At 41.3% G+C, this 26,445-nt stretch carries 19 protein-coding genes; all 19 read right to left on the bottom strand.

Annotated features, from left to right (window positions below; all coding sequences use genetic code 11):
• Positions 1 to 8 precede the first annotated feature (8 nt).
• On the bottom strand, positions 9 to 356 hold the full coding sequence (locus tag B9G53_RS19030) for a hypothetical protein (RefSeq protein WP_094535047.1): 348 nt from the start codon (positions 354 to 356) through the stop codon (positions 9 to 11).
• A 20-nt stretch (positions 357 to 376) separates the two neighbouring features.
• The gene (locus B9G53_RS19025; RefSeq protein ID WP_094535046.1) at positions 377 to 589 is read right to left on the bottom strand and encodes a hypothetical protein; all 213 of its coding nucleotides are present in this window, start codon (positions 587 to 589) and stop codon (positions 377 to 379) included.
• Positions 590 to 870: 281 nt separating this feature from the next.
• Positions 871 to 2,229 (bottom strand): hypothetical protein, encoded by a 1,359-nt coding sequence (locus tag B9G53_RS19020; RefSeq protein ID WP_254923732.1) that lies wholly within the window; start codon positions 2,227 to 2,229, stop codon positions 871 to 873.
• 297 nt (positions 2,230 to 2,526) lie between these two features.
• Positions 2,527 to 3,690 carry a glycosyltransferase family 4 protein gene (locus tag B9G53_RS19015; RefSeq protein WP_094535045.1) on the bottom strand — a complete coding sequence of 388 codons (1,164 nt, stop codon included), beginning with the start codon at positions 3,688 to 3,690 and terminating at the stop codon, positions 2,527 to 2,529.
• Positions 3,687 to 4,985, bottom strand: coding sequence for a glycosyltransferase family 4 protein (locus B9G53_RS19010; protein ID WP_094535044.1), 1,299 nt, complete (start codon positions 4,983 to 4,985; stop codon positions 3,687 to 3,689). Before B9G53_RS19010 ends, B9G53_RS19015 begins: the two co-directional genes overlap by 4 nt.
• The gene (locus B9G53_RS19005) at positions 4,985 to 6,163 is read right to left on the bottom strand and encodes a glycosyltransferase family 4 protein (RefSeq protein WP_254923731.1); all 1,179 of its coding nucleotides are present in this window, start codon (positions 6,161 to 6,163) and stop codon (positions 4,985 to 4,987) included. The genes B9G53_RS19010 and B9G53_RS19005 overlap by 1 nt, the downstream gene beginning before the upstream one ends.
• A 2-nt stretch (positions 6,164 to 6,165) precedes the next feature.
• On the bottom strand, positions 6,166 to 7,359 hold the full coding sequence (locus B9G53_RS19000; RefSeq protein WP_176453275.1) for a glycosyltransferase family 4 protein: 1,194 nt from the start codon (positions 7,357 to 7,359) through the stop codon (positions 6,166 to 6,168).
• Between the two features lie 361 nt (positions 7,360 to 7,720).
• On the bottom strand, positions 7,721 to 8,983 hold the full coding sequence (locus B9G53_RS18995; RefSeq protein WP_094535042.1) for a glycosyltransferase family 4 protein: 1,263 nt from the start codon (positions 8,981 to 8,983) through the stop codon (positions 7,721 to 7,723).
• Positions 8,970 to 10,106 (bottom strand): glycosyltransferase, encoded by a 1,137-nt coding sequence (locus tag B9G53_RS18990; RefSeq protein WP_094535041.1) that lies wholly within the window; start codon positions 10,104 to 10,106, stop codon positions 8,970 to 8,972. The genes B9G53_RS18995 and B9G53_RS18990 overlap by 14 nt, the downstream gene beginning before the upstream one ends.
• Positions 10,107 to 10,171: 65 nt before the next feature.
• Positions 10,172 to 11,227, bottom strand: coding sequence for a glycosyltransferase family 4 protein (locus B9G53_RS18985; RefSeq protein ID WP_094535040.1), 1,056 nt, complete (start codon positions 11,225 to 11,227; stop codon positions 10,172 to 10,174).
• A 269-nt stretch (positions 11,228 to 11,496) separates the two neighbouring features.
• A complete protein-coding gene (locus tag B9G53_RS18980) occupies positions 11,497 to 12,606 on the bottom strand; it encodes a glycosyltransferase family 1 protein (protein ID WP_217901625.1) in 1,110 nt (369 codons plus the stop codon).
• A 50-nt stretch (positions 12,607 to 12,656) separates the two neighbouring features.
• Complete coding sequence (locus B9G53_RS18975; protein ID WP_094535039.1) at positions 12,657 to 14,453, bottom strand: ABC transporter ATP-binding protein; 1,797 nt, start codon at positions 14,451 to 14,453, stop codon at positions 12,657 to 12,659.
• 51 nt (positions 14,454 to 14,504) lie between these two features.
• The gene (locus tag B9G53_RS18970; protein WP_094535038.1) at positions 14,505 to 16,904 is read right to left on the bottom strand and encodes a glycosyltransferase; all 2,400 of its coding nucleotides are present in this window, start codon (positions 16,902 to 16,904) and stop codon (positions 14,505 to 14,507) included.
• A gap of 113 nt (positions 16,905 to 17,017) precedes the next feature.
• Positions 17,018 to 21,157, bottom strand: coding sequence for a N,N-dimethylformamidase beta subunit family domain-containing protein (locus tag B9G53_RS18965; protein ID WP_094535037.1), 4,140 nt, complete (start codon positions 21,155 to 21,157; stop codon positions 17,018 to 17,020).
• 472 nt (positions 21,158 to 21,629) lie between these two features.
• Complete coding sequence (gene lhgO, locus B9G53_RS18960; RefSeq protein WP_094535036.1) at positions 21,630 to 22,823, bottom strand: L-2-hydroxyglutarate oxidase; 1,194 nt, start codon at positions 22,821 to 22,823, stop codon at positions 21,630 to 21,632.
• A 12-nt stretch (positions 22,824 to 22,835) separates the two neighbouring features.
• Positions 22,836 to 23,558: a YdcF family protein gene (locus B9G53_RS18955; protein WP_094535035.1), complete on the bottom strand. Its 723-nt coding sequence runs from the start codon at positions 23,556 to 23,558 to the stop codon at positions 22,836 to 22,838.
• Between the two features lie 14 nt (positions 23,559 to 23,572).
• The gene (locus B9G53_RS18950) at positions 23,573 to 24,781 is read right to left on the bottom strand and encodes a DegT/DnrJ/EryC1/StrS aminotransferase family protein (protein WP_094535034.1); all 1,209 of its coding nucleotides are present in this window, start codon (positions 24,779 to 24,781) and stop codon (positions 23,573 to 23,575) included.
• Complete coding sequence (locus B9G53_RS18945) at positions 24,774 to 25,745, bottom strand: NAD-dependent epimerase/dehydratase family protein (RefSeq protein ID WP_094535033.1); 972 nt, start codon at positions 25,743 to 25,745, stop codon at positions 24,774 to 24,776. Before B9G53_RS18945 ends, B9G53_RS18950 begins: the two co-directional genes overlap by 8 nt.
• A complete protein-coding gene (locus B9G53_RS28855; RefSeq protein WP_094535032.1) occupies positions 25,735 to 26,445 on the bottom strand; it encodes an acyltransferase in 711 nt (236 codons plus the stop codon). The genes B9G53_RS18945 and B9G53_RS28855 overlap by 11 nt, the downstream gene beginning before the upstream one ends.

Genomic DNA, 26,445 nt, shown 5'->3' with positions numbered 1-26,445 from the left:
GAATTTGATCAATCACAGACCGAGAAAATCACTTGACTATCGTACTCCTTACGAAGTATTCTTTGCTTCATCAGACCCCGTTGCATTTCATCCTTGAATTGGCGCTTTGCCTTATTCGGGTGTTGCACCAATATAAATTGTATGTTGCCGTTCGCCTGCTGCGTTATAGAGGCTGATAGTTCCCACCATCGCCTCTCTCCATCCTGTTTCACACAGCAACATGTACCATCTAAACCAATGGCGACGCTATGGATCTCTACATCTAGTTTTGGTGGAACATAGTTCCAACTTTCTTCTTTGGCTTCAATAATTCTGGCTACAGCTTCACTGACATTCTGAATATAGGATAACGCCACTGGTCGGCTATGATTTTCGGCTAAGTCGCGATGCACTTCCGCGCTGAACCGTAAGCAAATTTTGAGGATACTTGTTTTGCAAACAATGGGGTTGATGTGATGATGATTCTGGCTTCTCGCTCTAAAGGGCAATAAGTTTTTCCTCCTCCTGCGCGTTGATAGACATGACGATCAACCACGACTTCTCCATAAGGGGTTTGATATGTTTTCGGTAGCTCTCCTTTAGTTTCCATCTTTTCTCCTGCAATCTCGATTGTTGAGCCATCTGTATCTCAATATTTCAGCGCTGCTTTTGTGGCGATACAACCTACTTTGTTTAAACTATTCTGAATGTTTTCTTCACTCGTCAACATTGAATGACTCAGGTCTATAATCATTTCTATCTTCACTTGATTTCCCTCTACATTCACTGATTGAAGACCCATCTTTATATTCTTTTACGATTTTATTTTACATTTTTTATTGTATCAGATTGAGGTCATACCCTGCATGGTTTTCTTTACAGTTGCTCATTTCACCCCACATTTAATACGCGAAGTTCCTGCCATCGTAATCCAATTAGACTAGCTATAAAAAGCATATATCCTGGTTCTTGCATCTGGGTAAAAATTAATCCATTGATGGCGACTGTCAGCATTAGATATTTAGAAAGATCGTCGGGACAGATTCGGCTCCAAGTAATCCAACAGACATATAGGTAAGCACCAAGTCCCAAAAAACCTAAATCTCCCCAGATGGCTGCCCAACCAAAAAAAGGTGCAAAAAAACTACTGCCACCACCTAACCAGCTTGAACCCATAAACGACCATACTTGCTCACCTATTGGAGAACGGGTTGCGCCAAGTGGATTGAGTAAATCGCTAAAGTCTTTCAACATCCATCCTCCTAGTCGATCAACTGTATGTCCTGGCCCCAATCCCAACCACCAGTTGAGTGGAGAATGAAAATGCTCGAGCGTAAACCTGATCCCCGAAAATTTCAGCTTCGTGGCTTCTCCTTCTGGCCCATAGATTTCGGGTCTAATCCAAGTTTGAAAAGTCTCTAATCCCGGAACGTTATAAATTGCCCAAGCGAATACAATTCCAAAAACTATAAATCCAATCAAATATGAAAGCGCCTTAACTAAATCTTTCATATTGACTAACGATAGTATTGCAAAGCCTCCAGCCATAACTACTACAACCTGATTTGCTTGAGACCAGATAATATTGCTGATCCCAACGAGCAATACTAGAATTCGTTGCCACATCGGGCGATCTTTAGCATTTATATAGAAATAAATGCCAACAGTGGCACAGACTGAAGCTGAAACGACATGCCCAGATCCTTGGTTAATAAATACCCCTTTAATTGCATCGCCATCGCCCCACCCCCCAGGTGAACAACCACAGGTATCCCACTTTAAAATAAACTTTTGGATCAGGGAAAAGCCAACATTGAAAAAAGCAAAGCCTAAAATCCATCTGCGAAATTGTGCGAACACCTCTAATGACATTGGGATCGAAACGATTGCCAGAATCAAGAGAAAAGGTTCAGTCCACATGAGGAATGAAAGAATAACATTAATGATGCCAACATCATTCAAAAGTGCACTGGCAAAAGAAATAGTTAGTAGAAGCCAAAGACTTCCTAAAAGTGCCATTGAGTTGGCAAGTTGTTTCTTATCCTTCGACTTAGCCTTAATTAAGACTGCAGCGCATGCAAAGGGAACAGCAGCGAAATGCAAGAAATTTACGGCTGAAGGGAACTTCAGCATCATTAGCACTCGCGGGAAAAATGCTGTCGCATAGGCAATAATCACTAGGTTAGAACTGCTGATATACCCAAAAGTTTTTTTTGCTGCTTTTCTAGAAGTAGTGATGTCTGGGTTCATGGATCTAAACTTGAAAAAATTGTCATATTCTGGGAAAAGAACGAGTAAACACTTAAACACTAATGAAGATCTATTTTATGAACAGATGGCTCACTTGTTAAATCTACTTACTATAATTCCTCCCATATGAAACACCATAGGAAAGAACAAAAAATAAACTGACGCTAACATACTCATAGCTAATCAAGTTGCATACACTGGCTCCCAAAATCCATAGAACGAATAACACGACGAAGATAATTGCAAAGAAGAGCAAGCCATTAAGAGACTTAAGCTGAGGTTTACTTAAGCTAAGGTTTATTGAATGCAAGCTTTCTCATATATTTTGATTAACTGCTGATAGCTTTCGGATGAAGTGTACTTTATTTCAAATTCGGTTCGGGCGTTTTGCCGCATTTGTAATATTTGCTCGGGATGCGCGATCGCCCACTCCACCTGAGTAACGAGATCGTCAGCCTTCCCTAGTTGAAAATGCAGCCCAGTTTCGTAGGGGGTAACAAAGCTGGACATTGCACCCAAATTAGCCGCTATCACAGGTGTCCCACAGGCGAAAGACTCGATTAAAGTTCTAGGTAAACCCTCATACCATTTTGAAGGGAAAATCAAAAATTGGGCATTTTGCATCAGCTTGTAAACTTCATCCATGGGTCTTCGTCCTAACCACTCTATTCCGCGTAGCTGTTGGGTTGCCCTATTCACCTCAGATGCTAGAGATCCATCGCCCACAATTTTAAGCGGTATTTTAGTGCTAAGCTGCGCCCAAGCCTCCAGCAGGACATCGATTCCTTTTTCGACAGACAAGCGTCCCACAAATAAGGCGTAGCCCCCTTTTCCTTCGCCAATTCCTGGATCGGGATCGACAAAATTTGGCTTTACAAACACTTTTCCTACGGGCAAACCGCCTTGGATAAATTTATCTCGCGCAAAATCTGTTAGGGCAATATAGGCATTCACCTGACGGTTCCAAGTTTGGAGCAAACGATGAGTGGTTAGCATTGTCACGACTGCGGCACTTGCCGATTTGCTTCCTCGATAACAGTTATGCTGAATGCCTTGCCAAGGAATTACTTTTCCTAAGCAATCTTCGCAGACTTTGCCGTCGCGCAGGAACAGGGCATTAGGGCAGAGTAGCCGATAGTTATGAAATGTTTGGACAACGGAGGCTCCTTCAGCCTTGGCTGCATAGTAAGCAGATGGAGAAATGAGAGGGAAAGTGTTATGGAAATGAACGATTTGGATGTTCTGCTGGCGAATCAGCGATCGCATCTCTTGATAAACGTCCCAATTCCAGATCGTTTTACCTAATAGTTCTAAGGGTGGGGTGGTTTCAATTTGGTCGTTGTTGAGTATGTAGCGATAGACTGAGTGTCCATAACTTTCTAACAAATTACACTCTGCAAGAAACACCTGTTCCTCTCCTCCTATCTGCTGATAGTAGTTGTGAGCCACTAGTATATTCATCTTGGAGAACTTTCCTCAGCGAATAGGTCGTTAATTAGTCTTGAATTATCCAGATCGCTACCTAATGGAGTGACGACTTCTTCGTAAGCCTTAGTCAATGCTTTCGCCTTGGCTTCCCAGTTATAAGACTTGGCAATCAGACTTTGTCCAGCTTGCCCCATTTGCATTCGCAAATTGGTATCCTGAGCCAATTTGGTCATGGCTTCTGCTAATTCCTGCACCACTTGGTCTGGAGTGCGAGCAGGGATTTTGAAGCCAGTTTCGGCAGTAACCTGCACTCCTGGACCGCCTAAATCTAGGCAAATAATGGGACGACCAGCTGCCATGCCTTCCAGACAGACCCAACCACCAGAGTCATGTAGGCTGGGGTGAACCAGAACCTGGCACTCGCTCAGTTTGCTTAAACACTCAGTGCGTGGAAGATTGCCCCAGAACTTTACTTGGTTGGTGATTCCCAGATCTTTTGCCAAGGTTTGCAGTCGATCGCGTTCAGGTCCCTCACCTAAAATCCAATATTCCGCATTGGGCAAGGCTGCTTGGGCAAATGCTCGCACTCCCAAATAGAAGCCTTTCCAGTGAAGCAACCGTCCCATACTGATGAACCGAATGGGTTCTGTTGTTAGTATAGGGTAGCTTGCTAAGGTGGCAATTTCTTCTGGGCGTAAGCCGGATTCCACCATTATCGAGGCATTCTGCGCACCTAATTCTCGCATCCGTTTTGCCGTATCTTCAGCTTTACACCATGTCAGACGGCTCCGCCTTGCAGTAAGGCGCATGAATGGATCGAGTTCTCCCAACCGTTGGGAAATGCTGCGAAATACTTCATAGGTTCGGGCTCGTAGGTTAAAATCTTGCCAAAAGGTTTGGGGAGCGGACTCAGCACCTCCAATCGGTCCCCAAAAGAACGGGATGGGCAAGAATGAGAGGAAACTGGGAGCTGAGTATTTCCCGTAAGTAAGGTGATGAACTAGGTCAAAACCTATCGATTTATGAAGCGATCGCCCCACAAAATAGGCGTATATTTGCCATAGGTAATAGTGCAAATGTACGTCCCAACTTGCTTTTTTGCCTTCTTGAGACCAATCATAAACCCAGCCTAATGGATCTAGGTACACAAACTGAAGATTTGCTATGGGTCTAACTGTTAGTTCTGCTTCAATGGCGGCGCGATGGGTGTTGGAAGTAAACACCCATATTTGATGATATTGAGTAAGGGAAACGGCGGTATTCCATCCCACTCCTGGTTCAGTGCCTCGATTGGGCTCACAGGCGTATGCTGACAGCAGAATTTTCATCAAGAAATGACCTCCTTGTAAAGACTTACAGATCTGATAACTTTTGTAAGAAAATCGGTTACAGCATTTGGAGTATGAGGAGCAATAATCTGTCTGGATTTTTCGCCCATTTGTCTACTCAACCCAATATCTTTGACAAATTTCTTCATTAAATTAGACAAAACTTCTGGTTGATAGGGATCAAAAATATAACCGTTCACATCCTCGACCACCATCTCGGCTGCACCTGCCCACTTTGAGCATAGAACTGGCTTGCCAAACCCCATTGCCTCTAGTATAACCATACCCCAAGTATCCTCTAGCGTGGGAAGGACAAAGACATCTGCGTTGATGAAATAAGTACTTAGTTGCTCGTAGCTTATTTGTCCAATCCACTGAACACACGCTTCCAACCCATAACTCTGACTCAATGACTGGAATTCCTGTTGTTGGGGGCCAGTTCCTAAAATTAGAACAGTGTAATCAGAAACCCCCTGTGCTTTCAGTGATGCACAAGCCTCTATCAGGTATTGCAGTCCTTTACGGTAAATGAGTTGCCCAACAAATAAAAAGATCGGCTTCTGATATTTAAGGATGTTCTGGTCTATCTCGCTTGAGACTTTCATAGCCTCTGGATCTGGTACTTCGTATGGTTGTGCAAAGACCTTCCTTTCATCTGCCCTCAAGACTTCCGTCAGATAGGCTTTTCCCGCTTTGCTATTGGTGATAAAGGCATCTGCCCATCGAGTCATGAGACGGCGAAAAAACAGACGGAAGCGAGAATTTCGATAGTCGTATGTTGGTGAACAGCCATCATAGGTAATAACAACTTTCCATCGTCCTAAGAACTTGAGTAGCAATGCCAACAACGTCCAGATTGAGAAACTACTGGTAAAGATGACATCAGGTTTGAATTGAAGTAGATAACTAACGATCTTGGGAGAGGCATAGGTGAAATTAGGGACGTAACTAGTGGAATCGGCGACCTCAATAAACTTGACTTTGCCAACTACCTCAACCTGAAATGATTTCTCAAAGCCTGATGCAAATCCGGGCCATTGTCCTGTGTAGACAATTGTTTGGTTAAATGTCTTAGTAAATTCACTTAAAACTGGATGCCAGTAACTTGCTCCTTGCAACGAGGGAAATAACCAAGCAATTCTTAGATCGTCTATCTTTTTCACTATAACGTCACCCAAACTTATAGATTTTGAAAAATTATGCTGGCAAACTTTTCTGCGGAATTCTCTTCAGCAAATGCTTTCATCTTAGCGCGATCGCACAAATTTTCTGGCAATTCTAATAAAAAACGAGTTAAACCTTTTGTGATTTCATTAGGGATAGTTGAGTTAACCGCTAAACCCAATTCATAACGCCGAATTAGCTCTCCCATTAAGCCATAATCTGAACTTAGCACTGGTTTATTGGCGGCAGCTGCTTGCAGTAGAATCCCACTCATGCCAACGTGACGCTGGTAGGGAGCTAAAACGACATCGGCTAGCTGAAAATAAGAATTTACCTCTAATTCAGGGACGTAGCCGTAGCGTGCGACTATTTGTAAAGAATCAAGTTGACGAATAGGAGTTAACCAATCTTCTAATTGCTTTTGATTGGGTTCTCCTACAAATAACAAGCACAATTTCTGCTGGAGTTCGGGCGACAAATGAGAGATAGCTTCCACAAGCTGAGGAATTCCTTTTCTGCCTTCTGACAATCTGCCAAAAGATAGGAAAATTTGTCTATTAGGAGCAATCCCTAAATTAGCTCTTAGGGTGTCAGCCGAAAACTCGCTAGAGTCTTCTAGCTTTATGGGATCTGGTAAGTGCATGACTCGATCGCGATCGCCTAAACGAGCGATCGCTTCTATTGCTAATGGATCTAGGCAAAATAAGGTTTTAAACTGCGGATGGTGTAAAATTCGCCACAGAAAAATTTGTTCTCGCAGATGTTGTATGCGCTCTTTCCAGGTTGGGATAGAGTCAACAAAAAAGCTGTAGTGAAAAGTAGGTCGGTAATAGATTCCTGAAAACGGGCAAGGAAGTTTTAATCCCAACACGAGGGGCAACTGACAGGAATCAAAATAGATAATCAATCCTTGTGTTGCTTTTAACAAACTTGCATATTTGCTAATCAGTTCGTATTGCTCGAAGGTGCGTCCCCAGCTTGACGTGGCATTTTCTAAATCAGCTTGTTCTTGGGGGGCGATCGTCACGAACTGGACGCTTTGGCGATCGTCGTATTTTTTTTGTAATTCTACGACATCAGCATGTTCTTCAAGAAACTGTCCAGATACAACTATATTTAGAGTTCCTGACAATTGCCACTGACACCAATAAGATATTAAATGTCGGAGATAAGTGGGATGATGACCGTAGCACCAGGGAGAAAATACCATTATTCGGTTTGCTGTTTTTTTACTAATACTCTCATCCTCTACATTTAGGCTGTTTCCTATCATTATGATATATTTCTCTACTAAGAAATTTTACTCTTTATAAGGGTGTGACCAGAATTTGATGTTCTACTTGATTAATGTATTACACATTCATAAATGGGTTTAAAATTTGGAATAGCAATTAATGAAATTATTTAGATAATAGTTTTAGAAAAATCTGAAATTCTTTAAAATAAATGTTTGAGGCGATCTACATCAAATTCTGGTCACACCCTCATCAAACTTTATAAGCTATATTTTTCTAGCAAATCAAAGCAATTGCATAATTTTTTAAATACTGCCTAATAGTTCAATTAAGCTTTTAGTCTTTCAAAATTGTTCGATAAAGTTGCTGGACAGAGAAAACATGTTTTTCTATTGAAAATCTTTCTTTAGCTGTCTGCTGAGCGACTTCGCTCATATGTAATGTTTTTTCTTGATTGTTTATAACCCAAAGAATCGCCTCTGACATTTTTGACGCATCCTTTGGAGGAACCAATAAGCCTGTGGTTTGATCCTCAATCATTTCAGGAACTCCACCAGCCGCAACACCAATTACAGATCGCCCTGACAGCATTCCTTCTACAATGACTCGTGGACATGGATCTGGTTCAGATGCGCTATGAACTAGAATATCTGACGCTGCCATAATTTGTGGAATATCTTCTCGAAATCCTGTGAAAATGACGTAATCAGTCAGGTTTAAATCTACAACTAGCTTCTGAAGTTTCTGGTAGTAGTTTTGCAGGCAAGGACGAGTTTCAAGTTTTCCAACGATTAAGGCTTTAACATTAGAATGATGCTGAATGACTTTTGCGATCGCCTCTATAAAGTAATCTTGTCCTTTCCAGCTATCTAAGCGTCCAATGTTACTAATTAAGACATCGCGATCACTCATATTAAACTCAGACCTAATCTGGACAATTTCTTGAATCGTAACCTGCTCAGATGCAGATGTATTGAAACCATTATAAATAACCTGTCCTTTCTCAATCGGAATTTGGAAGTCTAAATAATACTTCTCAACTGCAGTTGAAACATACAAAAAAGCAGAAACAGAAGGGATTAGAAGCTTCTCGAACCTTGCTAGCTGACTAAATGCATGCATATGACAGACTTGAGGTACGCCAGCTAACCATGCAGCAAGAACTGTGAAACGATCTTGCCGTAGATTGTCGTTGTGGTGAACGAGAGAAATTTTTTCTCGTTTAATTAAAGCAGCAACCCGAATTACTAAAATACAGGCACAAACCAATCGATAAAATGTTTGGAGCCATTTTCCGTATTGCTGCAAATAATCGGTAGTTTCTGATAGAAATACAATTGAGCCAAGAGAGGGTTTTTGGGTGCTTAAAGCAAAAACTGTTATTCCAATATCCTGAAATTTCTGAAAATAAAAATCAGGTTCGTAGAACAAAACAATAGGTTCAAAGATGCTCCGATCTAAACCTTGTACGAGATCGTAAAGTGCTGTGGCAGTACCACCTCCACCATTTTGAATATATAAAATTCGGTGTCGTTTATTAGGGATTTTAGACAAATCAACCGACAATTGTCTAGCTTTATCCTTTTCAATTACTTTCATAAATATTACCTTCGCTTAAACCAATTTGTAACACATTAAGATATTGTTGTGTTATTAATTTGAGGCTAAATTGATCCAACCAATCTGGACTAACTGATTTGATATTTCCCGATAATACTTTCAAAAGTGCATCAGCTAAAGATTGGCTATCGCCAACCGGAACTAGTTCGCCATACGTGCCATCATTGAGTATTTCTGTTGGGCCACTTTCACAGTTTGTCGAAACTACTGGAGTACCAATTGTTAGTGCCTCGATAATTACATTCGGCATTCCTTCCCATCGGGATGATAATGCAAAAACTGCTGCTTTCTTCATATAGGGAAATGGATTTTTGACAAATCCAGGCATTTCAACATGCTCTGTCAAACTTAATTCCGCCACTAAAGCCCCTAGTTTAGATTGATCGGGTCCCCAGCCCAAAATCATCAAACGAGCATTACAGACCGCTCTAACCTTAGCAAAAGCCTTGATCAGAGTTGGATAGTCCTTTTGGTCTTCTAATCTGCCAACGCTGATAATCACGGGTGGTGATCCTGGCATAAACCATGGATGATCGATTGGCTCTTGGGCTTTCTCTTGTAATTCTGGAAATGCAGGATTATAGATGACATTGATTCGCTCTAGTGATAGACCAGTAATCTGGGCGAGATCTTCCGCCACTCCGCGAGATACACCTACGAGACAGTCTGCAAGTGGATACAGAAAACGGACAGCAAGTGGAATCAGTCGTTGGCGGCTACCTTTCTCATGATATTTCACCTCTCTGGAAAGATTATTTTGCTCGGGGACTAATACTTTGGTCGAAACCCCAGCCAAATACTTTGCTACTATAGCTACCTCAATTGCGTAATGGAGCGTAGGTATAATAGCCACAGGTTGCTCTTGTCGCAGGTAACGGATCAGACTAGGCAGACTAGCTGAGACTCGTGCAGCTTTCAAGTCTATAACGCGAACTTCAGACGGAATCTCCCATAATTCAAGCCCTTCACCAGCACTCAATACCAGATCGACTGCGATTCCAGCTTCAATAAGTCCGCGAGCTAGGTTAATGTGTGCGCGCTCTGCACCACCACCACCCAAGGTTCGGAGAAATAAAGCAATTCGAGGTGTAATTTTAGACATAGTAAATATGAAGTTAGTATAGAACAACATAATCGCAAAATTAACGAGTGATATCCATATCTCGATTAATTGACTAGTTTTTGGTAAAGCTCTGCATATTGTCGAGCAATCATATCCCAAGAATAATGCTCGGTGACAAAATTGCGTGCTTTTTGAGAAAAAACAGTCCTTTCAGTTTTTGCCCATTTAGCGACCTCCTTGAGTTTTTCTACCCATACTGAAGGATCATCTACAGGAAGAAGCCATCCAGTTACATCTTCAATTACTGCCTCAGGCATGGAACTTTTAGGTTGCGCCAGAACTGGGATACCCATTGCAGAAGCTTCCAAGATGGTGAGTGGTAATCCTTCCAGTTCCGAGGGAAAAATTAAGGCTAAGGCATTGCCCATAAAGTTTCGCACTTCCGATCGCGGCTGACCACCCAATAGTTTGACATTGGGATATTTGCTGGCAGTCTCTCGATACATGGATTCTTCTTGGGGAGTATAACTTGCACCCACCATCACAAAATCTAATTCGGGCATTAGGGATGCAATTTGCATAAACACATCTGGTCGTTTACGGGGGGTCAATACACCTACAAATAATACATAGGGATGGCGAATCCCCAACTTTTCCAGATCGACGGGTTGAGCAGCTGCGGGATCGAAGAAATTGAGGTCAACTCCGCTCGGAATCACCGCATCAACCTTCCGCCCAAATTGCTCCTGAATATCTTTAGCCACAGCATAGCTCACTGCCCCTAATACATCGGCTCGACGCACAGAAGTTACATATTGCCGATAAAATTCGTCATCATCATGGGGTTGGATGGGAGCGGTAAAGATGTGGGTACACTTGCCAAAACTACGGGCTTTTGCCATGGCTGCGGCTATGAGGTTGCGAGGTGTCGCAGAGGCATGATGGACGATATCAAAGCGTTGCCAGATCAGATCGGCAACTTTAATTTTATGAATATGCGGTTGATTCCAGAGAAATTCTCCTAAAGCTCGATCTTCATCAGATGTAGGACTACTGAAGGAGTAGAAGTCAATTTTAGGGTTGCGGAGGGTCAGTTCCCTTAGAGATGTGGAAACTGGAAATTTACAGCGATCTAAATTAATTGGCAAAAGTACGCGCATAATTTTTTGCACCTATATAATTAGTATAAAAATGTCCATTTGATGGTATTTGAAGAGATATAGCCACTCTCCACTCTAGTTATTCTGTAGCCATACTTTTCTGCCACTATCTAAATAGGCACCATCTTGACCTGAGATACCACACCACATACAACTGCTGTTTCCATAATTACTCGAGGTTCGTGGTAAATTTCTATAGGTCGAGAATATCAAAAAACTTAAGGGAAATTATATTTTTGCTAGGGTTGATTTGACGCTTCTATTTCTTTTTACACTAAAGATGAGTAGACTAAGCCTGTTTGTTCAGCGCAAGTTTGCCAAGAAAAATTCTTAATACGCCACAATCCTTGCTTTACTAAGTTGCTTGCATAGTCACTAGAAAACACCACTTTCTCTATTGCAGTGACTATGCTGTCAATATCATAAGGATCAAACAATTCAGCCGCATTTCCAACAACTTCAGGAATGGAGCTAGTGTTACTACAAACTACAGGACAAGATGCAGCCATAGCCTCTAGAGGTGGAATCCCGAACCCCTCATACATAGAGGGGTAGACAAATACTGAGGCGTTTTGATAAAACTGCCTTAGTAGAGCATCACTCCCAGCAAAATGCAGTAAATCATTTTCGAGAACACCCATCTTATTGGCTCGATTCAGTTCATCAGGGGATAGAGGAGAACCCCCAAAACAAACTATCTTAAAGTTCTTTTTCAAGTGATCAGAACGGACATAAGCTTGAATAAGACCCCAAAAGTTTTTATAGCCATAGCGATCGCCGACATAAAGAATGTATGGATCAACTACAGTTCTCCGCTGGAATATTTCACTCTTTGGATCGTAATCTGATGAATAACCATGGTAAATTACAGAAATCTTACTGGCATCAATTTCTATGAGATTGAGTAAGTCATTTTTAGTACTCTCTGATATGCAAATAATATGGTCAGCACTACGAATAGCAATTTCCTTAATAATATTGATATCACTATCTGGATAAAATTTCTCAGGGATCATATCGTGAACTGTCAAGACTTTTCGATGGTGCTTTGAACCTATACCTTCGATTCTGAAAAAAGTCTCATGTACAATTTTAACGGGATTTTTCTTAATCCAGTATTTTGAGAAAGCAATATTTGCCTTCTCGATCATATTTGTAGCCTTTGGGATTCTAGGTAGCTTTACTCCTACGACAAGGTTGGATGGTATTGCAGGAAGATATTCATTGAAATGAACTCCAGCTAAAATCTTGATGTCAAATTTATGATCATTTGAAATACCTTTGGCAAGTTCGCAATAGTATCGAGAAATACCGCCATATCTTTGTCTGTTAAAGATCTGGGAATCATATACGACTCCAATTTTGCTGTTGACGATCATGAGACTTAAACCATCCTTAAAAAATTAAGTATTAGAAAACCACGAGCAAATTACTTTTCTAATACAACTTCTTCATAACTTCCGCTTTGTAGTATTCGCCCTCTCTCCAACTTGTAAATGCGATCGCAATGTTGAATTGTAGACAGCCGATGAGCAATGATAATGATGGTCTTATTGCCTCCTAACGCCTTAATTGCATCACTAACTAGGCTTTCGGTTTCATTATCTAAAGCAGCAGTTGCTTCGTCCAAAACCAACAATTCTCTTTGATGATAAAGAGCTCTAGCTATGCCTACCCTCTGACGCTGCCCACCAGACAATCGAACTCCCCGTTCGCCCAGAACGGTCTGAATGCCATCAGGCAGTTGTTCAACTAATTCTGAGAGTTGAACGCTCTGGATTGCCTGTTGTAATTTCTCCGCATCAATAAGATGGTCTGGCACTCCAAAGGCGATATTCCTTTCTAGGGTATCGTCAGTCAAAAATATCGACTGGGGAACATACCCGATTAAATTTTGCCAAGAACGTAAATCTTGATAAATTGATTTCCCATCAACCTGAATGTCCCCACTTTGAGGAGTTAAGAGCCCCAAAATCACATCAACTAGAGTGGTTTTGCCTGCTCCTGATCGCCCGATCAAACCGATCGATTGACCTCGTTTTATGGTGAGTGAAATTTCGTTTAGAGCATTTTCTTCAACATCTGGATAGCGGTAAGTGATTTTCTCCAGAATTATTTCATTCAGAAAAGGTACAACTGATCGTTTACCATGAAGTTGCTTCTCTGTGTCTGAACTTAAAGGAATCTCGACCAAAATCTTACTATCTAATTCCTCTTGTTCTTTTAAGTCCAAATATAACTTGTCTAGAACATAGCTATTATAACGAACTCCGTTCACTGTTCCGAGGAGATTACCTACAGCAGGCATCAAACGAAATGAAGCTAAAGCAAATATACCAAGGACTGAAGTGACCATCTGGGGCTTTTCTCTGTTTATCAGCAGAAAAAGCAGGGTGAAAACGACTAAGAAGGTCATAAACAGCCCTTCAATTAAATAACGGGGAAACGTGGAAAAAGTCACAGCCTTAGTTGTGCTAGTTGCCATTTTTTTTGTCTGAAACTCTAACTGTTTCTCAAAGTATTGTTCACAACCAATTATCCGTGTTTCTTTAATACCTCCCAGACTATGATTGATAGTGCGAATGATCTCAGTGCTGGCATCCGATCCATCTTTCCCCCATCGCCACAATCTATCTTTTAGCACTCGGATCGTAGCATAACCAAATAAGAGGCATAAACTAATCAGAATAACTGCAATTGGGCTGGTGGCGATCAGTAATATTACTAACCCAATAGTGACAAAGATATTTGAAATAGAAGTCAAGAGTGGCATCAGCAAGCCATTACAAAAAGTTTCAGTATCTTTGAGTACGCACTGAATGAGAGTTGCTGTATTTCTTTTAAGATGAAAAGTGTAAGGAGCTGCTAAGTAGCTATGTAGCAGCCTTAAAGATAATCTGCCTTGGAACGTAAAGCCATATGCAAAAACATATTGAGTAACTCTAAAACCTATAAAGATTTTCAGATAAAAAAAGCTAATGATACACAAACCAAATAACTGTAAAAACTGGGTATTAGAGGCAAATCCTAACTGTTGGTATAGTGTCTGTAAAATTGGTGTTTTGCTTATAAAAGTGGGATCGGTAGCGATCGCAATAAATGGTCCTATTAGCCCCACAGAAGCTGACTCCATAAAGCCAAGTAAAAAGAAGAGCAGTAGAAGCAGTAATAGTCCTTTTCGATATCCTCGAATGATGTATAACAACTTTGAAAAGAATTGCAACATGCGTTTACCAATGATTTTGTAAGATTAAGTTCAAGAATAAGAATAACTCTCTTAAGCTATATGATTCGATTTATCAGGAATATCACAAGGCAAAGAAACTTTTTGAAAAATTGAATAACCTCCGCGTAAACAAGGATTCTGACAAACTAGGACATAACTAGGGTCAAATAGCAGATCGAAATGATTTTTACCATGTTGAGGAGTGCTGATGTTATTCAACAGAATATATTGAGCTCCAGCGATATACTCTGTTGAATTAAAACTAAAATTGAATTCGGAGCCATCAATCAATACTGCATCAAAGGCATTAATTTGACTTTCTTGTTTAATAATCTTAATGATATTCTCAAGAGCATCTGAGAATATCGTTGAAGAGGAAGATGGAAACGTAAAAAATTTGATACAAGGACTTTTAGTGTATAGCTTGTTCAGCTTAGTGAATCGAGGATTGATCGTATTGACACAGAATATATCAATATTTTGCTTGCCACGAATGCCAGTTATCAATGCTTCTGTGCTTCCTCTTCCAGCAGATGCACCAATGATTAGTACTTTTTCTATGTCTTCCTCCTCTGCTAACTTTTGAATTGCGTGAAAAAATTCATCATTTCTCATTTCTGACAACGAGTAAGGTAAAAAGAAACCGAACCTAGACTCTAAGAAATTTAAGAAATTCAGGATTTTAGGCTTTAGCTTTAATTTCTTTCTGATCTGAAGAAACCAGAGTTTTCTAAAAAAAGAGAAATGAAAGGGATATCCAGTTTTGGGTAAAAAGAAAGAGAAGTCTTTCAATCGCTTAAGATAAGCTACTTTTGAAGATTTGAATACTGTATTTGTGGTTGACTCAGAATCTTTTTTTTTTAATGATGAAGCATTTAAAGCAATGGATGTTGTCAAAGTTTCCGCCAAATCTTTCTGCTGGCAGGCATTCAGCATTTTACTAATTTGCTCAATCCATTCATCAAAGCTACGGTGAGGTAGTTGGTGAATGCTGTAATGATACTTTGATTGGTCTTCATATTGTTGGAAAGGAGCTATATTTTCTCCATTTCCCAAAAATTCTATTACCCATCTTGTTCGATCAAGTTCAGGATGGCTCAGCAATGGAAAATGATTGATATGTTGTTTAGCTTCATCCAATTTTCCTGAGCACAGAAGGACGATGGCATAATATGCCCATTCTACAGGATCGGGAACAAGAGCTTGGTAATCTCCAAGTGTGTATTGAATCGGTTGAACTATCCAATACAGGGCAGTATCCATATTTCCTTTGTAAAGATTGCACAGGGTAAGTCTAAGCTTTGGTTCGGGCATCCAAGGAATATAACTGACACACTTTATATAGGAAACTTCTGCCTCTTCATATTGCCCAGCCCAAAGTTTCTCATCTCCTTTTCTCAGAAGGGATATATCTAAACCGTTGCTGACAAAAGGGGAACTTTTAATGCTTGATGATCTTTCTCCTATCGTTAGTGGAGCAAAGGGATTATTTTGAATAATTTTCTGATTGGGTTGGAGTTTTTTATGCAGATTAAACCATTGAAGCAATTGATCGCGTTGATTAAGGGTATGACGAGAATGAACTAGTTTGTAGCCTGCGTCAATGATACTTTCAAGTTCATCTTGATTTTGAAAAAGATAGTTTAGCTTGTCTAATATATTATGCTCATCAGCAAAAATACAATTTTGCATATCAACAAAACCAACGGCTTCAAGAGCAGGAGATTGCTCAGTGATTAAACAAGACTTAGAAGCTGGGATTTCAAAATGTTTACGAACGACCTCCTTTGCCACTGTGCCGCAAGTTGGCACAAACCATGAAGCATTAATCACGCGAGCATACTGTTCACCATGAAACATACGAGAGACCGATTGGCTATATCCCCCATGAGGGCAAATGAGGGAAGGAAAATGTTTAGTGACAATTTTATTAACTTTTTGCCTCCACGGGTACAAAGATGCTACTTGCCCAGTAATCAGCACAGGGATAGTTTTAGGTAGTTGATAATCTTGGTAAACATCTGCATCGATAAAATTCGGCCAGACAAATAGATTTCCAGTGATTTCTGGCATATGTTCAGCAATAGTGCTGGAAATTGAGAAAAATGTTTCTATTTCCCAATGCTCCATGTCTGACAGAAAGCCTGCCCGACAATCACACCATGAATCTCCATTGTGAAGTCCTAGTTTCGGTATCTCAGGATAAGCTGAAGTATTATGAATATTGATTTTGCGAGAAAGAGTGGATTTAAACCCACTTTCAAAAAGTGTGAGATCTGGCTCGTACTGATCACAAATTTGCTGATAATCACAATCCCGACTAATTACAATTACGTCAAAAAACCTTGACAGGCACTTAACATGCAGCTGCATATGTAGTTGTACAAACAAAGGGGTTTTCTTATGATCCCACTGAAAAAATACGAGTTTCGGTTTTGCTACTTGATCCATAAGGTTTCCGCTAATTTTTCTAGACGAGTTTACTCTTTTAGGTCTTGGAGTTTTTGAGCATTGAGAGAGCAAAATATGCTGAAATATAGCTCTCTCATGAATCCTAATGAAGTTCAAACTATAACGATATTTGCAGAGGGTGTTTGAGGTTTAGCTCCCATATCAGCTAGAGCATTGACTGTAATTTGCTGAACTCGAGGATCAACACGGTCAGTGACACCGTAGCTATCTAGACCCCAAGCCCATTGTATGGAGCCAGTTGAGAATACTTTAGCGCCGCTAGGAGCCGTGTAACGAACTGCGTTGGAAGTATAAACGTCAGTTCCTGGTGGAAGAGGAGGTAGAGCGAATATTGATCCTGGCACAACAGGCGATGCCGATAAAACTACTAATCCCTCAGGAGTAAAGCCATTATTTAGTACTGCATCCCACTCGTAACCTACGAGTCCTGAGAGCACATCACCGTTCTGGAGTCCGGTATAAGCATAATAAGGATCTGAACTGTTACTGACCACAAAGTTAAATCCTTGAGTAACAGAATTACTTGTACTATTGTCTCCGATGTATGCTACGCCTAGCAAAGAGTTCTCAGGACTATTGAGCTCAGGGCTGCGGAACAGCGTCGTTGCCTGAGAAATATCATTTTGTGCTATTGGATCGAGAGCCCAACTACTCTTGTAGGAAACCATCACACGATTAGGTTCTCCAGTACTGGAGTCCTCAAATCGAACTCGCCAATAAGCCGTGTTCGCCGAGAAGAATGCTAGGTTGATCCCATTGTCCCGAGCTTTGGTGACGCTATCAAACATTTCCATTGACCAGTACTCATCATGTCCCACAGATAGAAATGTATCTTGAGAATACAATTGCATTGGGTTGGTATGCACATCTAGATTGGAGTAGTAGGAAACATCATAGCCTTGGGACTCTAACCAGCGCACCATATTGTACTCCCATGCCATCATATTGTTGATGGTGTAACCATCGTTATTCACAGTACCCTGATGAGTAGGAGCCATTGGTCGGTCAAAAGACACCTTGAAGGCGCGATTGTTATTTAAGCTATTAGAGGTATAAGTACTGTAACCACCGTAATTGTTGTAAGCCTCATAAGTGGTAAAGCTAGTCTGGAAGCCCAAATCAGCAGGGCGATCATCATCCCGTACCGTAAACGACACTTGAGATTCTTTACCTGTTCCAATGTCTATCAACTTCGCAATGTATAAGCCACTAGTCCAATCGTTGCCAATTTGCAGATTGTAGGACGTATTCCAGTTGGCTTCAAACAGTCGAGTATTTGGATCAAAGGTGGAACCAGTTTGAATATCTCCATTCAGTAAACCACTACTGGTGATGAATCGACCTCCAACTCCTCCGTAATAGCCTAATCGGTAGACATCTATTCTGTATTGTCCAGGTTGTGCTAGGGAAACCTTAATAGGCAAAACCTCTCCCTGATTGACACTGGTTGCTGAAGCATATCCCAGAATTTCACTATTCGTAGCCAGGTTGGTAATTTGCCAAGCGGTTGTACCTGTCTTCTGATTTTCCAGAACGATCGCATTTTGGGCAGTGATGCTTGTCCCGAAGCTGAAAATGTTTTCAAGGGTTCCATTAAGATCTGTATAAGTTGTTGCCATTCGCACTTGCTTGTCTAAAAAGGAGGAACCAAGTGCTAATGTTCGTCCTGTAGCCCCTGCAATATTGATCCAGATATTATTGACCAGCTCTTGCCACTGATAATTGATGGTGACACCAGCTAAACCGTCGTCATCCAGGACAGTTGCTGTAAGGCTGCTTTCGGTTGTTGCACTGCCCTTGAGAATGGCTGCTCCTAGATCATTGATATTAGTCACAGGGGATGTCACAGAACTGACAAGTGTTTCGCTGCTGCCTAGGGCATCAGTGTAAGTCGCCCTGACTCGCAGTTGCTGATTGACCAAGACATCTCCCAACTTCAATGTTCGTTGAGTAGCTCCTGAAATATCGGTCCAATTGCCATTCTCTAGTTTTTGCCACTGGTAGGAAATATTAGTTCCAGTCAACCCATCAGTATCGGATACTGAAGCAGTCAGAGTTTGGTCTTCTATAGCTGTCCCGTTGAGAGCAACTGTGCCTGGATTATTGGAATTAAAAAAGACAATGTCGCGGTAGTAGTTTTCGTTTTGGAAGGTCTGGGTCGGGAAGTTTCCCAGAGTGAAGTTATACACTCCAGCCCCAACCGACGTGTTGATGATACCATTAGAAATTGGAGAAGCAAAGCCAGCATTCGTAGAGACGTAAGCAGTATTCGTATTAACTGAGACAACATAGGTGGTACCAGCGGTCACCGCTAATGGGTTCGCTAGTACCTGCTCCTGCCAGCCAGATGCAGTTTCATTCGTAAAGGTGACACTAGCTAGCAATTGCCCAGTACTAGACCAGATTCGACCGACATGACTGCCTGTTTCGCTGGGTGATTTGTAGTAGCGAATTGCCTGAATTTGACCAATGGCTGTAGTTGTAAACCTCATGCCCAACTCGTAATCATCCCCTCCATTATCTATGTTGTTGAGGTTTGTCGGGGTAGCTGTTGAAGTAAAGAGAGATTGAGTGACAGCAACAGCAGTAATGAATGAAGTAGGATTGCTGAGAATATTTTCAGCAGTTCCTAAAGCATCAGTATATGAAGTATTAACACGAAGTTGATTACCTACCAAAGTGGAGTCTAATGTCAAAGACTGGGTTGTAGCCCCACTTACATTAGTCCAATTAGTACCATCAGAACTTTGCTGCCACTGATAGGTTGGGGTGACACCATTTAGACCATCAAGATCAGTAACATTCGCCGTGAGTACTTGTCCAACAACCGTAGAACCAGCGATCGCGACAGTACCCAAGTCATTGACATTGGCTACGACTGTGGTTGGAGTACTAAGGATATTTTCGCTAGAACCGAGAGCATCAGTATAGGTAGCATTGACGCGAACTTGATTTCCAACTTGAGCTTGACCTAAAGTCAAAGTGGAGTTAGTTGCGCCAGTCACGTTTGTCCATGTTGTGCCGTTGGCACTTTGTTGCCATTGATAGTTGATGGTGACACCATTTAGTCCATTGGCATCACTTACAGCTGCGGTTAAGGTTTGATTTTGAGTAGATGTTCCTGTAAGGGCAACTGTTCCTACTGTGTTGTTTACTGGGGCAAAGGCAGTAAATACGATGTCGCGGAAGTAGTTAGTGTTATTCCAAGATTGCGTGGGGAATGCACTCGGTGTTTCATTAAACACACCATTGCTACCATCCGCCACAGCACTGATATCACCATTGGTCAAAGTAGAAGCTAAGCCATTAGACGTAGCGACGTAATGTGTATTGGCGTTAACCGAAACTATGTACTTGGTATTGGCAGCAATAGTTAGTGGTGTTGCCAAAGCTTGTTCTTGCCATCCTGATGCTGTTTCATTGGTGAAGGTGACACTGGCTAGTAAGGTTCCATTGCTTGACCAGATTCTACCTACATGAGTACCAGTTTCACTGGCTGCTTTGTAATAACGGATGGAGTTAATTGTACCTGCCCTAGCACTCTGGAACTCCATCCCTAACTCATAATCAGCGCCACCATCTGTGGCATTGACTAGTAAAGGAACTTGTGTAGTAAAAACGCTCTCGAACACACCTTGGTAAGAACTCATCAAGGAATGTGACAGAGGATTGGCTGTCTCAATGTTGCCAGTGCTATACTCCAACATCCAGTCCCCACCTTGGAGGGAGTTGCCAGTAAAGTTATTGGAAGCGGCAATATCCGCTCCAGTTAAGGTACTTAAATTATCAACAAATGCTTGTCCAGATTCTCCAAACGCGACGTTGCACCCATAAAAAAGGATATCTGCACCAGTTGCAAGTGATAGAGACCATTTTTGTAGCTCACTAGTATATTGCGAAAGTGACTCTGCACTTAAAAAACTTTTACCCAGTTGCAATTGAGCTACATTGGCATGAGAGATGATATTAACGCCTGTTAGATTTTTATACAGTCCTAAGGTTTCAGTTATTTGAGCAACCCCATCTCGTGTTGGATCTAAAAGGACTTTGACATCTGATTGTAAGTTTGCCATGACAGTCATAGCATCGGAAATGTTTTGATCGACAAAAGTAATTGTTTGTGGACTAATTAAGTTGCTCCCAGAAAATCCTTGTACTTGTAAAGGATCCACTAATTGCTGAGGAATTAATGGTGATGACAGAGTCTGGTTGGCAAAATAATTGTCTAACATGGCAATACTCTTATGCTTTTTATAAAGAAATAATGATTTGTTGTTCGCACTTTTATCCCAAACAACTTAGCAATAGCAAGTCGCATAAAGCAATTTAACTTTTGCAGTATTCAGAAATAACCTACATACTATTTTATTTGCAAAGTCATTTTTATGTAAATAGCGCTGAGTTAGCTAATAGTTACATTTAAGTTATATTTAGTTCTTTACGTTGATATAAAACTCAATAATTTTGATAAAAGGGATCTTCTGGCTTCTTGGGAATAAGCATAGCTAATTTATAGATAAAAGCCTTTCACTCCAATGATTTGCCCTTACTAAACATTCGAGTATTGTATAAAATTATACAGTCTATGTCGTAAACCCAGAAGAACGATAAAAAGTTTACTAAGCAAATTTTTTATCAAAATTATCGTCTCTTGTTTTGCTTAAAAAGGCTGTAATTAGTAAAGATGTTAGAACAAGAGGGTATTTAGAAACAAAAATCAAGTTTTTTGTCTGCGATTACCTTGCCGATTTCAATCGAGGAAGTAGCTGCTGGAGATGGAGCATTACAGACATGGATAGAATTTTTTGTTCTGACAATTAAAAAATCATCAACTAGACTACCATCATTCATTAGAGCCTGCGCTCTTACGCCAGCATGACTAGGTACTAGATCATCAGCTTGAACTTCGGGAATAAGTTTTTGCAAGCTCCGCACAAATGCAGCTTTGCTAAAAGAGCGAATCATTTCTTGGAGTCCTTCATCTGCATGTTTGAATGCTAATTTCCAAAAGCCAGGGTAAGTCATTACTTCCGTAAAATCTTTGAGATCGAAGTCTGTTTTATTGTAGCCTTCACGTTTTAAGCTCAGAACTGCATTAGGTCCTGCATGGATATTCCCATCGATCATGCGCGTGAAATGAACACCTAGAAAGGGGAAATTGGGATTGGGGACAGGGTAAATTAGATGTTTAACTAAGTATCTTTTTTCTGGCTTTAATTCGTAGTATTCACCTCGGAAGGGAACTATTTTTGCTTCAGGATCAACTTGATTAAGTTTGGCAATGCGATCGCTATATAATCCTGCACAATTGATTAAGCTACGAGTTTCAAAAACACCATTATTAGTCTCAATTCTTTGTCCATCAGACGTTTCAACAATTTTCTCGACTTTTGTATTGAGATGCAAATCACCTCCCCAACACTCGATCAATTCCGCATACTTACGACAGACTTGTTTATAATCAGTAATTCCTGTTGAAAATACTTGAATTCCTGCAATACAATTCACATGAGGTTCAATTTCTTTAACTTGTTCTGCCGTTAATTTGGCAACTTTAATTCCATTCGCTAAACCTCGTTGGTAGATATTTTCTAAGGCTGGTAATTCATTAGTTTGGGTGGCAACAATCACTTTGCCACAAACATCATGCGCGATGTTATGTTCTCGACAAAACTGTACCATAGACTCACAACCTGTGCTGCAAAGCTTAGCTTTCAAGCTTCCAGGTTTGTAATAAATTCCAGAATGGATAACTCCACTGTTATGACCTGTTTGATGTTTGCTCCAAGCACTTTCTTTCTCCAGAACTGCAATGCGAAGGTTGGGGTTGGAACTTAGTAAAGCCATAGCTGTTGAGAGTCCAACAATACCTCCTCCAATTACTATCGAGTCATACATAAATTTAACCTCCTAATTTTTTTCTCCACTCACATGGCAATGCCAAGCTTTGAGTCGATCGGTAACTTCTACATTTGGATGATCAATTTCGTCTTGGGTGCGTTGGCGCAGGCGACCTTGCCATCGATAGATTATCAAACCAACATACTCCCGTATTACAGTACCAAGTCGATCATTCGTACTCCAGTTTGTGGGTAAGGGAATTGAGTGGGCAATCACTTTAAACCCAAAACTTTGAAATAAGATCTGAGATCGCAGCATGTGGGGAGCATCTGTCAATAAAAGAATCTTCTGAATCCCTTGAGGATGTAGCACCGCCGTAGTAAATTGAGCATTTTCTTCGGTCGTCTGCGAGCAACGTTCGCCACTCAAATAGATTTTTGAAATTCCCCAATTTTGCAATTGGGAGATTGATTCTTCGGCATCCAACATTCCGCTCACAAAAATTTGGGGTGCGCGTTGCGCTTTCCATAGTTTACTAGCTACTTCTACTCGATGAGAACGCAACGACTCACCGCGTCCTAGAATGATGATCGCATCAGCTTTTTCACCAGTATCTGGAGGTAAAGCAAACGTTAAGCCATGATTTGCTAAGTCAACCCCAATCGGCGAAGTTAAGAACAGGTAAATCACGCCAATAATCGCTACGGGGAGAATGACTCGACGTTTCTGTTGTCGAGAACTGACTAGCCACAACACCCAGAGCAACGCAAAAAAAATCAAAGATTCCAGCATCACTACGCCGCGATTTAGTCATGTTTGATCAGTGAATTTTTCAAGGCTTCAACAATTCGATCAAGATCTTGATTGGTCATTTGATGGAAAAGTGGTAACAGAATACAACTATCTTGAGCTTTCTCGCTTTCTGTCAAGCGATCGCATTTTCCTGCCCCACAGTTACATGGTTTTGGTGTAGCTCCACAAGACCAAGCTTCCTTTTGATAGGCAGGTTCACGATGTGTGTTCATAATGCCGCGCCTTGTGGCAATGCCTTGGTCTAGCATCTGCTGCATTACTTGCACCTGATCGTACTTGTCTGTCAGTCTTATAGCATAACTCTGCCAGTTGCTCCGCGCCCAATCTGGCTCAGTTGGTAATTGCAATCCCTCTACATCTGCTAATAGTTCATGATAGCGTTGGGCTAAATAGCGGCGGCGTTCCACGATCGCAGGCAAACGTTTAAGCTGCTCACGACCGACCGCAGCTTGAATGTCAGTCATCCGATAGTTGTAACCCAAGATTGGATAGGACTCAAAGATAACTTGCTTAGCTCCGTGACGTACTGTGTCGGCAACGCTCATACCATGTTGACGCAAAAGTCGAAACTGCCGATCCCATTCAGGATTAGAGGTAGTCAACATGCCGCCATCACCAGTGGAAATGATCTTGCGGGGATGGAAGGAAAAGCAAGCGATATCACCATGAGGCTTTCCAATTTTTTCCCACTCACCATTCCAGAGAATTTCACTACCGATCGCACAAGCAGCATCTTCAATCACAGGCAAATTGTGCTGGTGAGCAATCTCTAAAATTGCTTTGAGATCGCAAGGCATCCCAATTTGGTGAACTACTAAAATGGCACGAGTGCGATCGCTGATGGCTTCAGAAATTAATGCTGGATTGATATTGTAGGTTTGCGGATCAATGTCCACAAATACTGGTAATGCACCACAATAGCGAATGCTATTGGCAGTTGCGATATAAGAATGGCTAACTGTAATTACCTCATCCCTAGGCTTTACCCCAACTGCTAACAGCGCTAGGTGTAAAGCTGTCGTGCAATTAGATACAGCACAAGCGTGTTTAGACCCCACGTAAGTGGCAAACTCTAGCTCAAACGCTGCAACTTCAGGTCCTTGGGTGACCCATCCAGACATAATCGCCCGACTCGCGGCTTCGGCTTCGGCTTCACCCATCCAAGGTTTAGCGATCGGAATATTTTGGAGCTTTTCAGACATTAGTCGCCTCCTTATTCTTTTGTGCAAGCCACCAAGTTACCAATTTGCTCAAGCCATCCTCAAGTGATACCTCCGCTTCAAAGCCGAGCAACTGCTTGGCTTTAGTCACATCTGCGAGCCTACGAGCAACAGGATTAACTTTACGCTCCTCACCATATTCGGGCTGTAAATCAGATCCCATGACTTTTGTTAAACCGTAAGCCAAATCATTTAAGCTACTTTCAACACTACTGGCAATATTAAACACTTCATCAGTGACATCGGCTTTGGCGGCTAAGATATTTGCTCTCGCAATGTCCCCGATATAGATAAAGTCCATTGTCTGTTTACCATCACCAAAAATCAACGGAGGTTTACCTGCAATGATGCGTTCCATCCACCGAATTAACACTTCGGTATAGACACCATAAATATCCATTCTCGGACCATAGACATTGAAGTAACGCAGAGCCACATAATCTAGTCCATACATGTCATAAAAGCTGCGTAATAAAGCTTCATTAAAAATCTTGGTAGCGCCGTAAAGAGTACGGTTATTGTAAGGGTGATGCAGCTCTGTGGTGGGAAATTCATCTGCCATCCCATATATTGATGCAGATGATGCAGCAACTACTTTTTTCACCTTAGCTTTTACGGCTGCTTCCAATACGTTATAAGTACCATCTGCCATTACTTCTAGTGCTAGACGAGGTTCTGCAGCACATTGGGTAATCCGAATCGCAGCTTGATGAAAGACAATATCTATATCTTGCATAACTTCATCTAAAAGTTTGAGATCGCGAATATCACCTTCCACAACTTTGACATTGCCATTTTCCTCTGCCCAAGCTAGGTTTGACATCTGTCCGCGTGTAAAATTATCAAGAATGATAATTTCTGCAACTTCTTCTTTAACAAGAAGGTCAGCAATATGAGAACCAACCAGACCTGCGCCACCTGTAACCAATACTCGACTATTTTTCATGTTCTGTAATACTTTCTAATGGTTGATATCCTTCACGCCAGCGTAAAAACTTTGCAGGAACGCCAGCAACGATCGCATAGGCAGGTACATCCTTAGTAACCACTGCTCCAGCACCAATAATGCTACCTTCACCAATGGTTACACCAGGAAGTATAACTGCATTCATCCCTATATCGGCTCCTGCTTTAATTCTGACCGACTTGATTTCCAAATCAGTTTTGACAATGGGTAGCTCAATTGGCAAACCAGTGTGAGCTGAGCCTAGAACTTTTGCCCCAGGCCCCCATCCCACATAGTCTTCAATGACTAGATCGCGAGCATCAAAATAGCTTTGAGGACCAATCCAAACATGGTTGCCAATGCGACAAGTGCCATCAAAACGACCTTGAATATAGCTTTGAGATCCAATAAAAACTTTATTCCCAAGCTCAAAGGTTTCAAGATGTTTAAATCCAACTCCATTACCAATCTGGATACTATGACCAAATTTACGAGCAACAGCTCGCCAAATAGCCCGCCGCATTAATCCGTCAAAATTACCGTCACTAGCCACAAACCGAGAATACAGTTCAACTAATGATTGGAGATCGTACTGATTGCGGAGATACTCGGCTAATTGAACTTCAAAATCAGGATCTAGCTTATCTTCTTGTAAGCCATGGAAGGCTGCGACTACTTTGGATTTTACAAAATCAGACAT

The sequence above is a fragment of the Pseudanabaena sp. SR411 genome (genome assembly GCF_002251945.1).
Classification (GTDB): domain Bacteria; phylum Cyanobacteriota; class Cyanobacteriia; order Pseudanabaenales; family Pseudanabaenaceae; genus Pseudanabaena.
The sequence above is the reverse complement of the archived record's forward strand: the minus strand, read 5'-3'. Positions and strand labels throughout refer to the sequence as shown.

What these genes read in the sequence shown, in the direction of transcription:
- B9G53_RS19015 (WP_094535045.1), bottom strand. Translation starts at nt 3,690, where the DNA reads ATGAATATACTAGTGGCTCACAACTACTATCAGCAGATAGGAGGAGAG.
- B9G53_RS19020 (WP_254923732.1), bottom strand. Translation starts at nt 2,229, where the DNA reads ATGAACCCAGACATCACTACTTCTAGAAAAGCAGCAAAAAAAACTTTT.
- B9G53_RS18965 (WP_094535037.1), bottom strand. Translation starts at nt 21,157, where the DNA reads ATGTTAGACAATTATTTTGCCAACCAGACTCTGTCATCACCATTAATT.
- B9G53_RS28855 (WP_094535032.1), bottom strand. Translation starts at nt 26,445, where the DNA reads ATGTCTGATTTTGTAAAATCCAAAGTAGTCGCAGCCTTCCATGGCTTA.
- B9G53_RS18975 (WP_094535039.1), bottom strand. Translation starts at nt 14,453, where the DNA reads ATGTTGCAATTCTTTTCAAAGTTGTTATACATCATTCGAGGATATCGA.
- B9G53_RS19000 (WP_176453275.1), bottom strand. Translation starts at nt 7,359, where the DNA reads ATGGTATTTTCTCCCTGGTGCTACGGTCATCATCCCACTTATCTCCGA.
- B9G53_RS18950 (WP_094535034.1), bottom strand. Translation starts at nt 24,781, where the DNA reads ATGTCTGAAAAGCTCCAAAATATTCCGATCGCTAAACCTTGGATGGGT.
- B9G53_RS18955 (WP_094535035.1), bottom strand. Translation starts at nt 23,558, where the DNA reads ATGCTGGAATCTTTGATTTTTTTTGCGTTGCTCTGGGTGTTGTGGCTA.
- B9G53_RS18990 (WP_094535041.1), bottom strand. Translation starts at nt 10,106, where the DNA reads ATGTCTAAAATTACACCTCGAATTGCTTTATTTCTCCGAACCTTGGGT.
- lhgO (WP_094535036.1), bottom strand. Translation starts at nt 22,823, where the DNA reads ATGTATGACTCGATAGTAATTGGAGGAGGTATTGTTGGACTCTCAACA.
- B9G53_RS18995 (WP_094535042.1), bottom strand. Translation starts at nt 8,983, where the DNA reads ATGAAAGTAATTGAAAAGGATAAAGCTAGACAATTGTCGGTTGATTTG.
- B9G53_RS18980 (WP_217901625.1), bottom strand. Translation starts at nt 12,606, where the DNA reads ATGATCGTCAACAGCAAAATTGGAGTCGTATATGATTCCCAGATCTTT.
- B9G53_RS19025 (WP_094535046.1), bottom strand. Translation starts at nt 589, where the DNA reads ATGGAAACTAAAGGAGAGCTACCGAAAACATATCAAACCCCTTATGGA.
- B9G53_RS18985 (WP_094535040.1), bottom strand. Translation starts at nt 11,227, where the DNA reads ATGCGCGTACTTTTGCCAATTAATTTAGATCGCTGTAAATTTCCAGTT.
- B9G53_RS19010 (WP_094535044.1), bottom strand. Translation starts at nt 4,985, where the DNA reads ATGAAAATTCTGCTGTCAGCATACGCCTGTGAGCCCAATCGAGGCACT.
- B9G53_RS18945 (WP_094535033.1), bottom strand. Translation starts at nt 25,745, where the DNA reads ATGAAAAATAGTCGAGTATTGGTTACAGGTGGCGCAGGTCTGGTTGGT.
- B9G53_RS18970 (WP_094535038.1), bottom strand. Translation starts at nt 16,904, where the DNA reads ATGGATCAAGTAGCAAAACCGAAACTCGTATTTTTTCAGTGGGATCAT.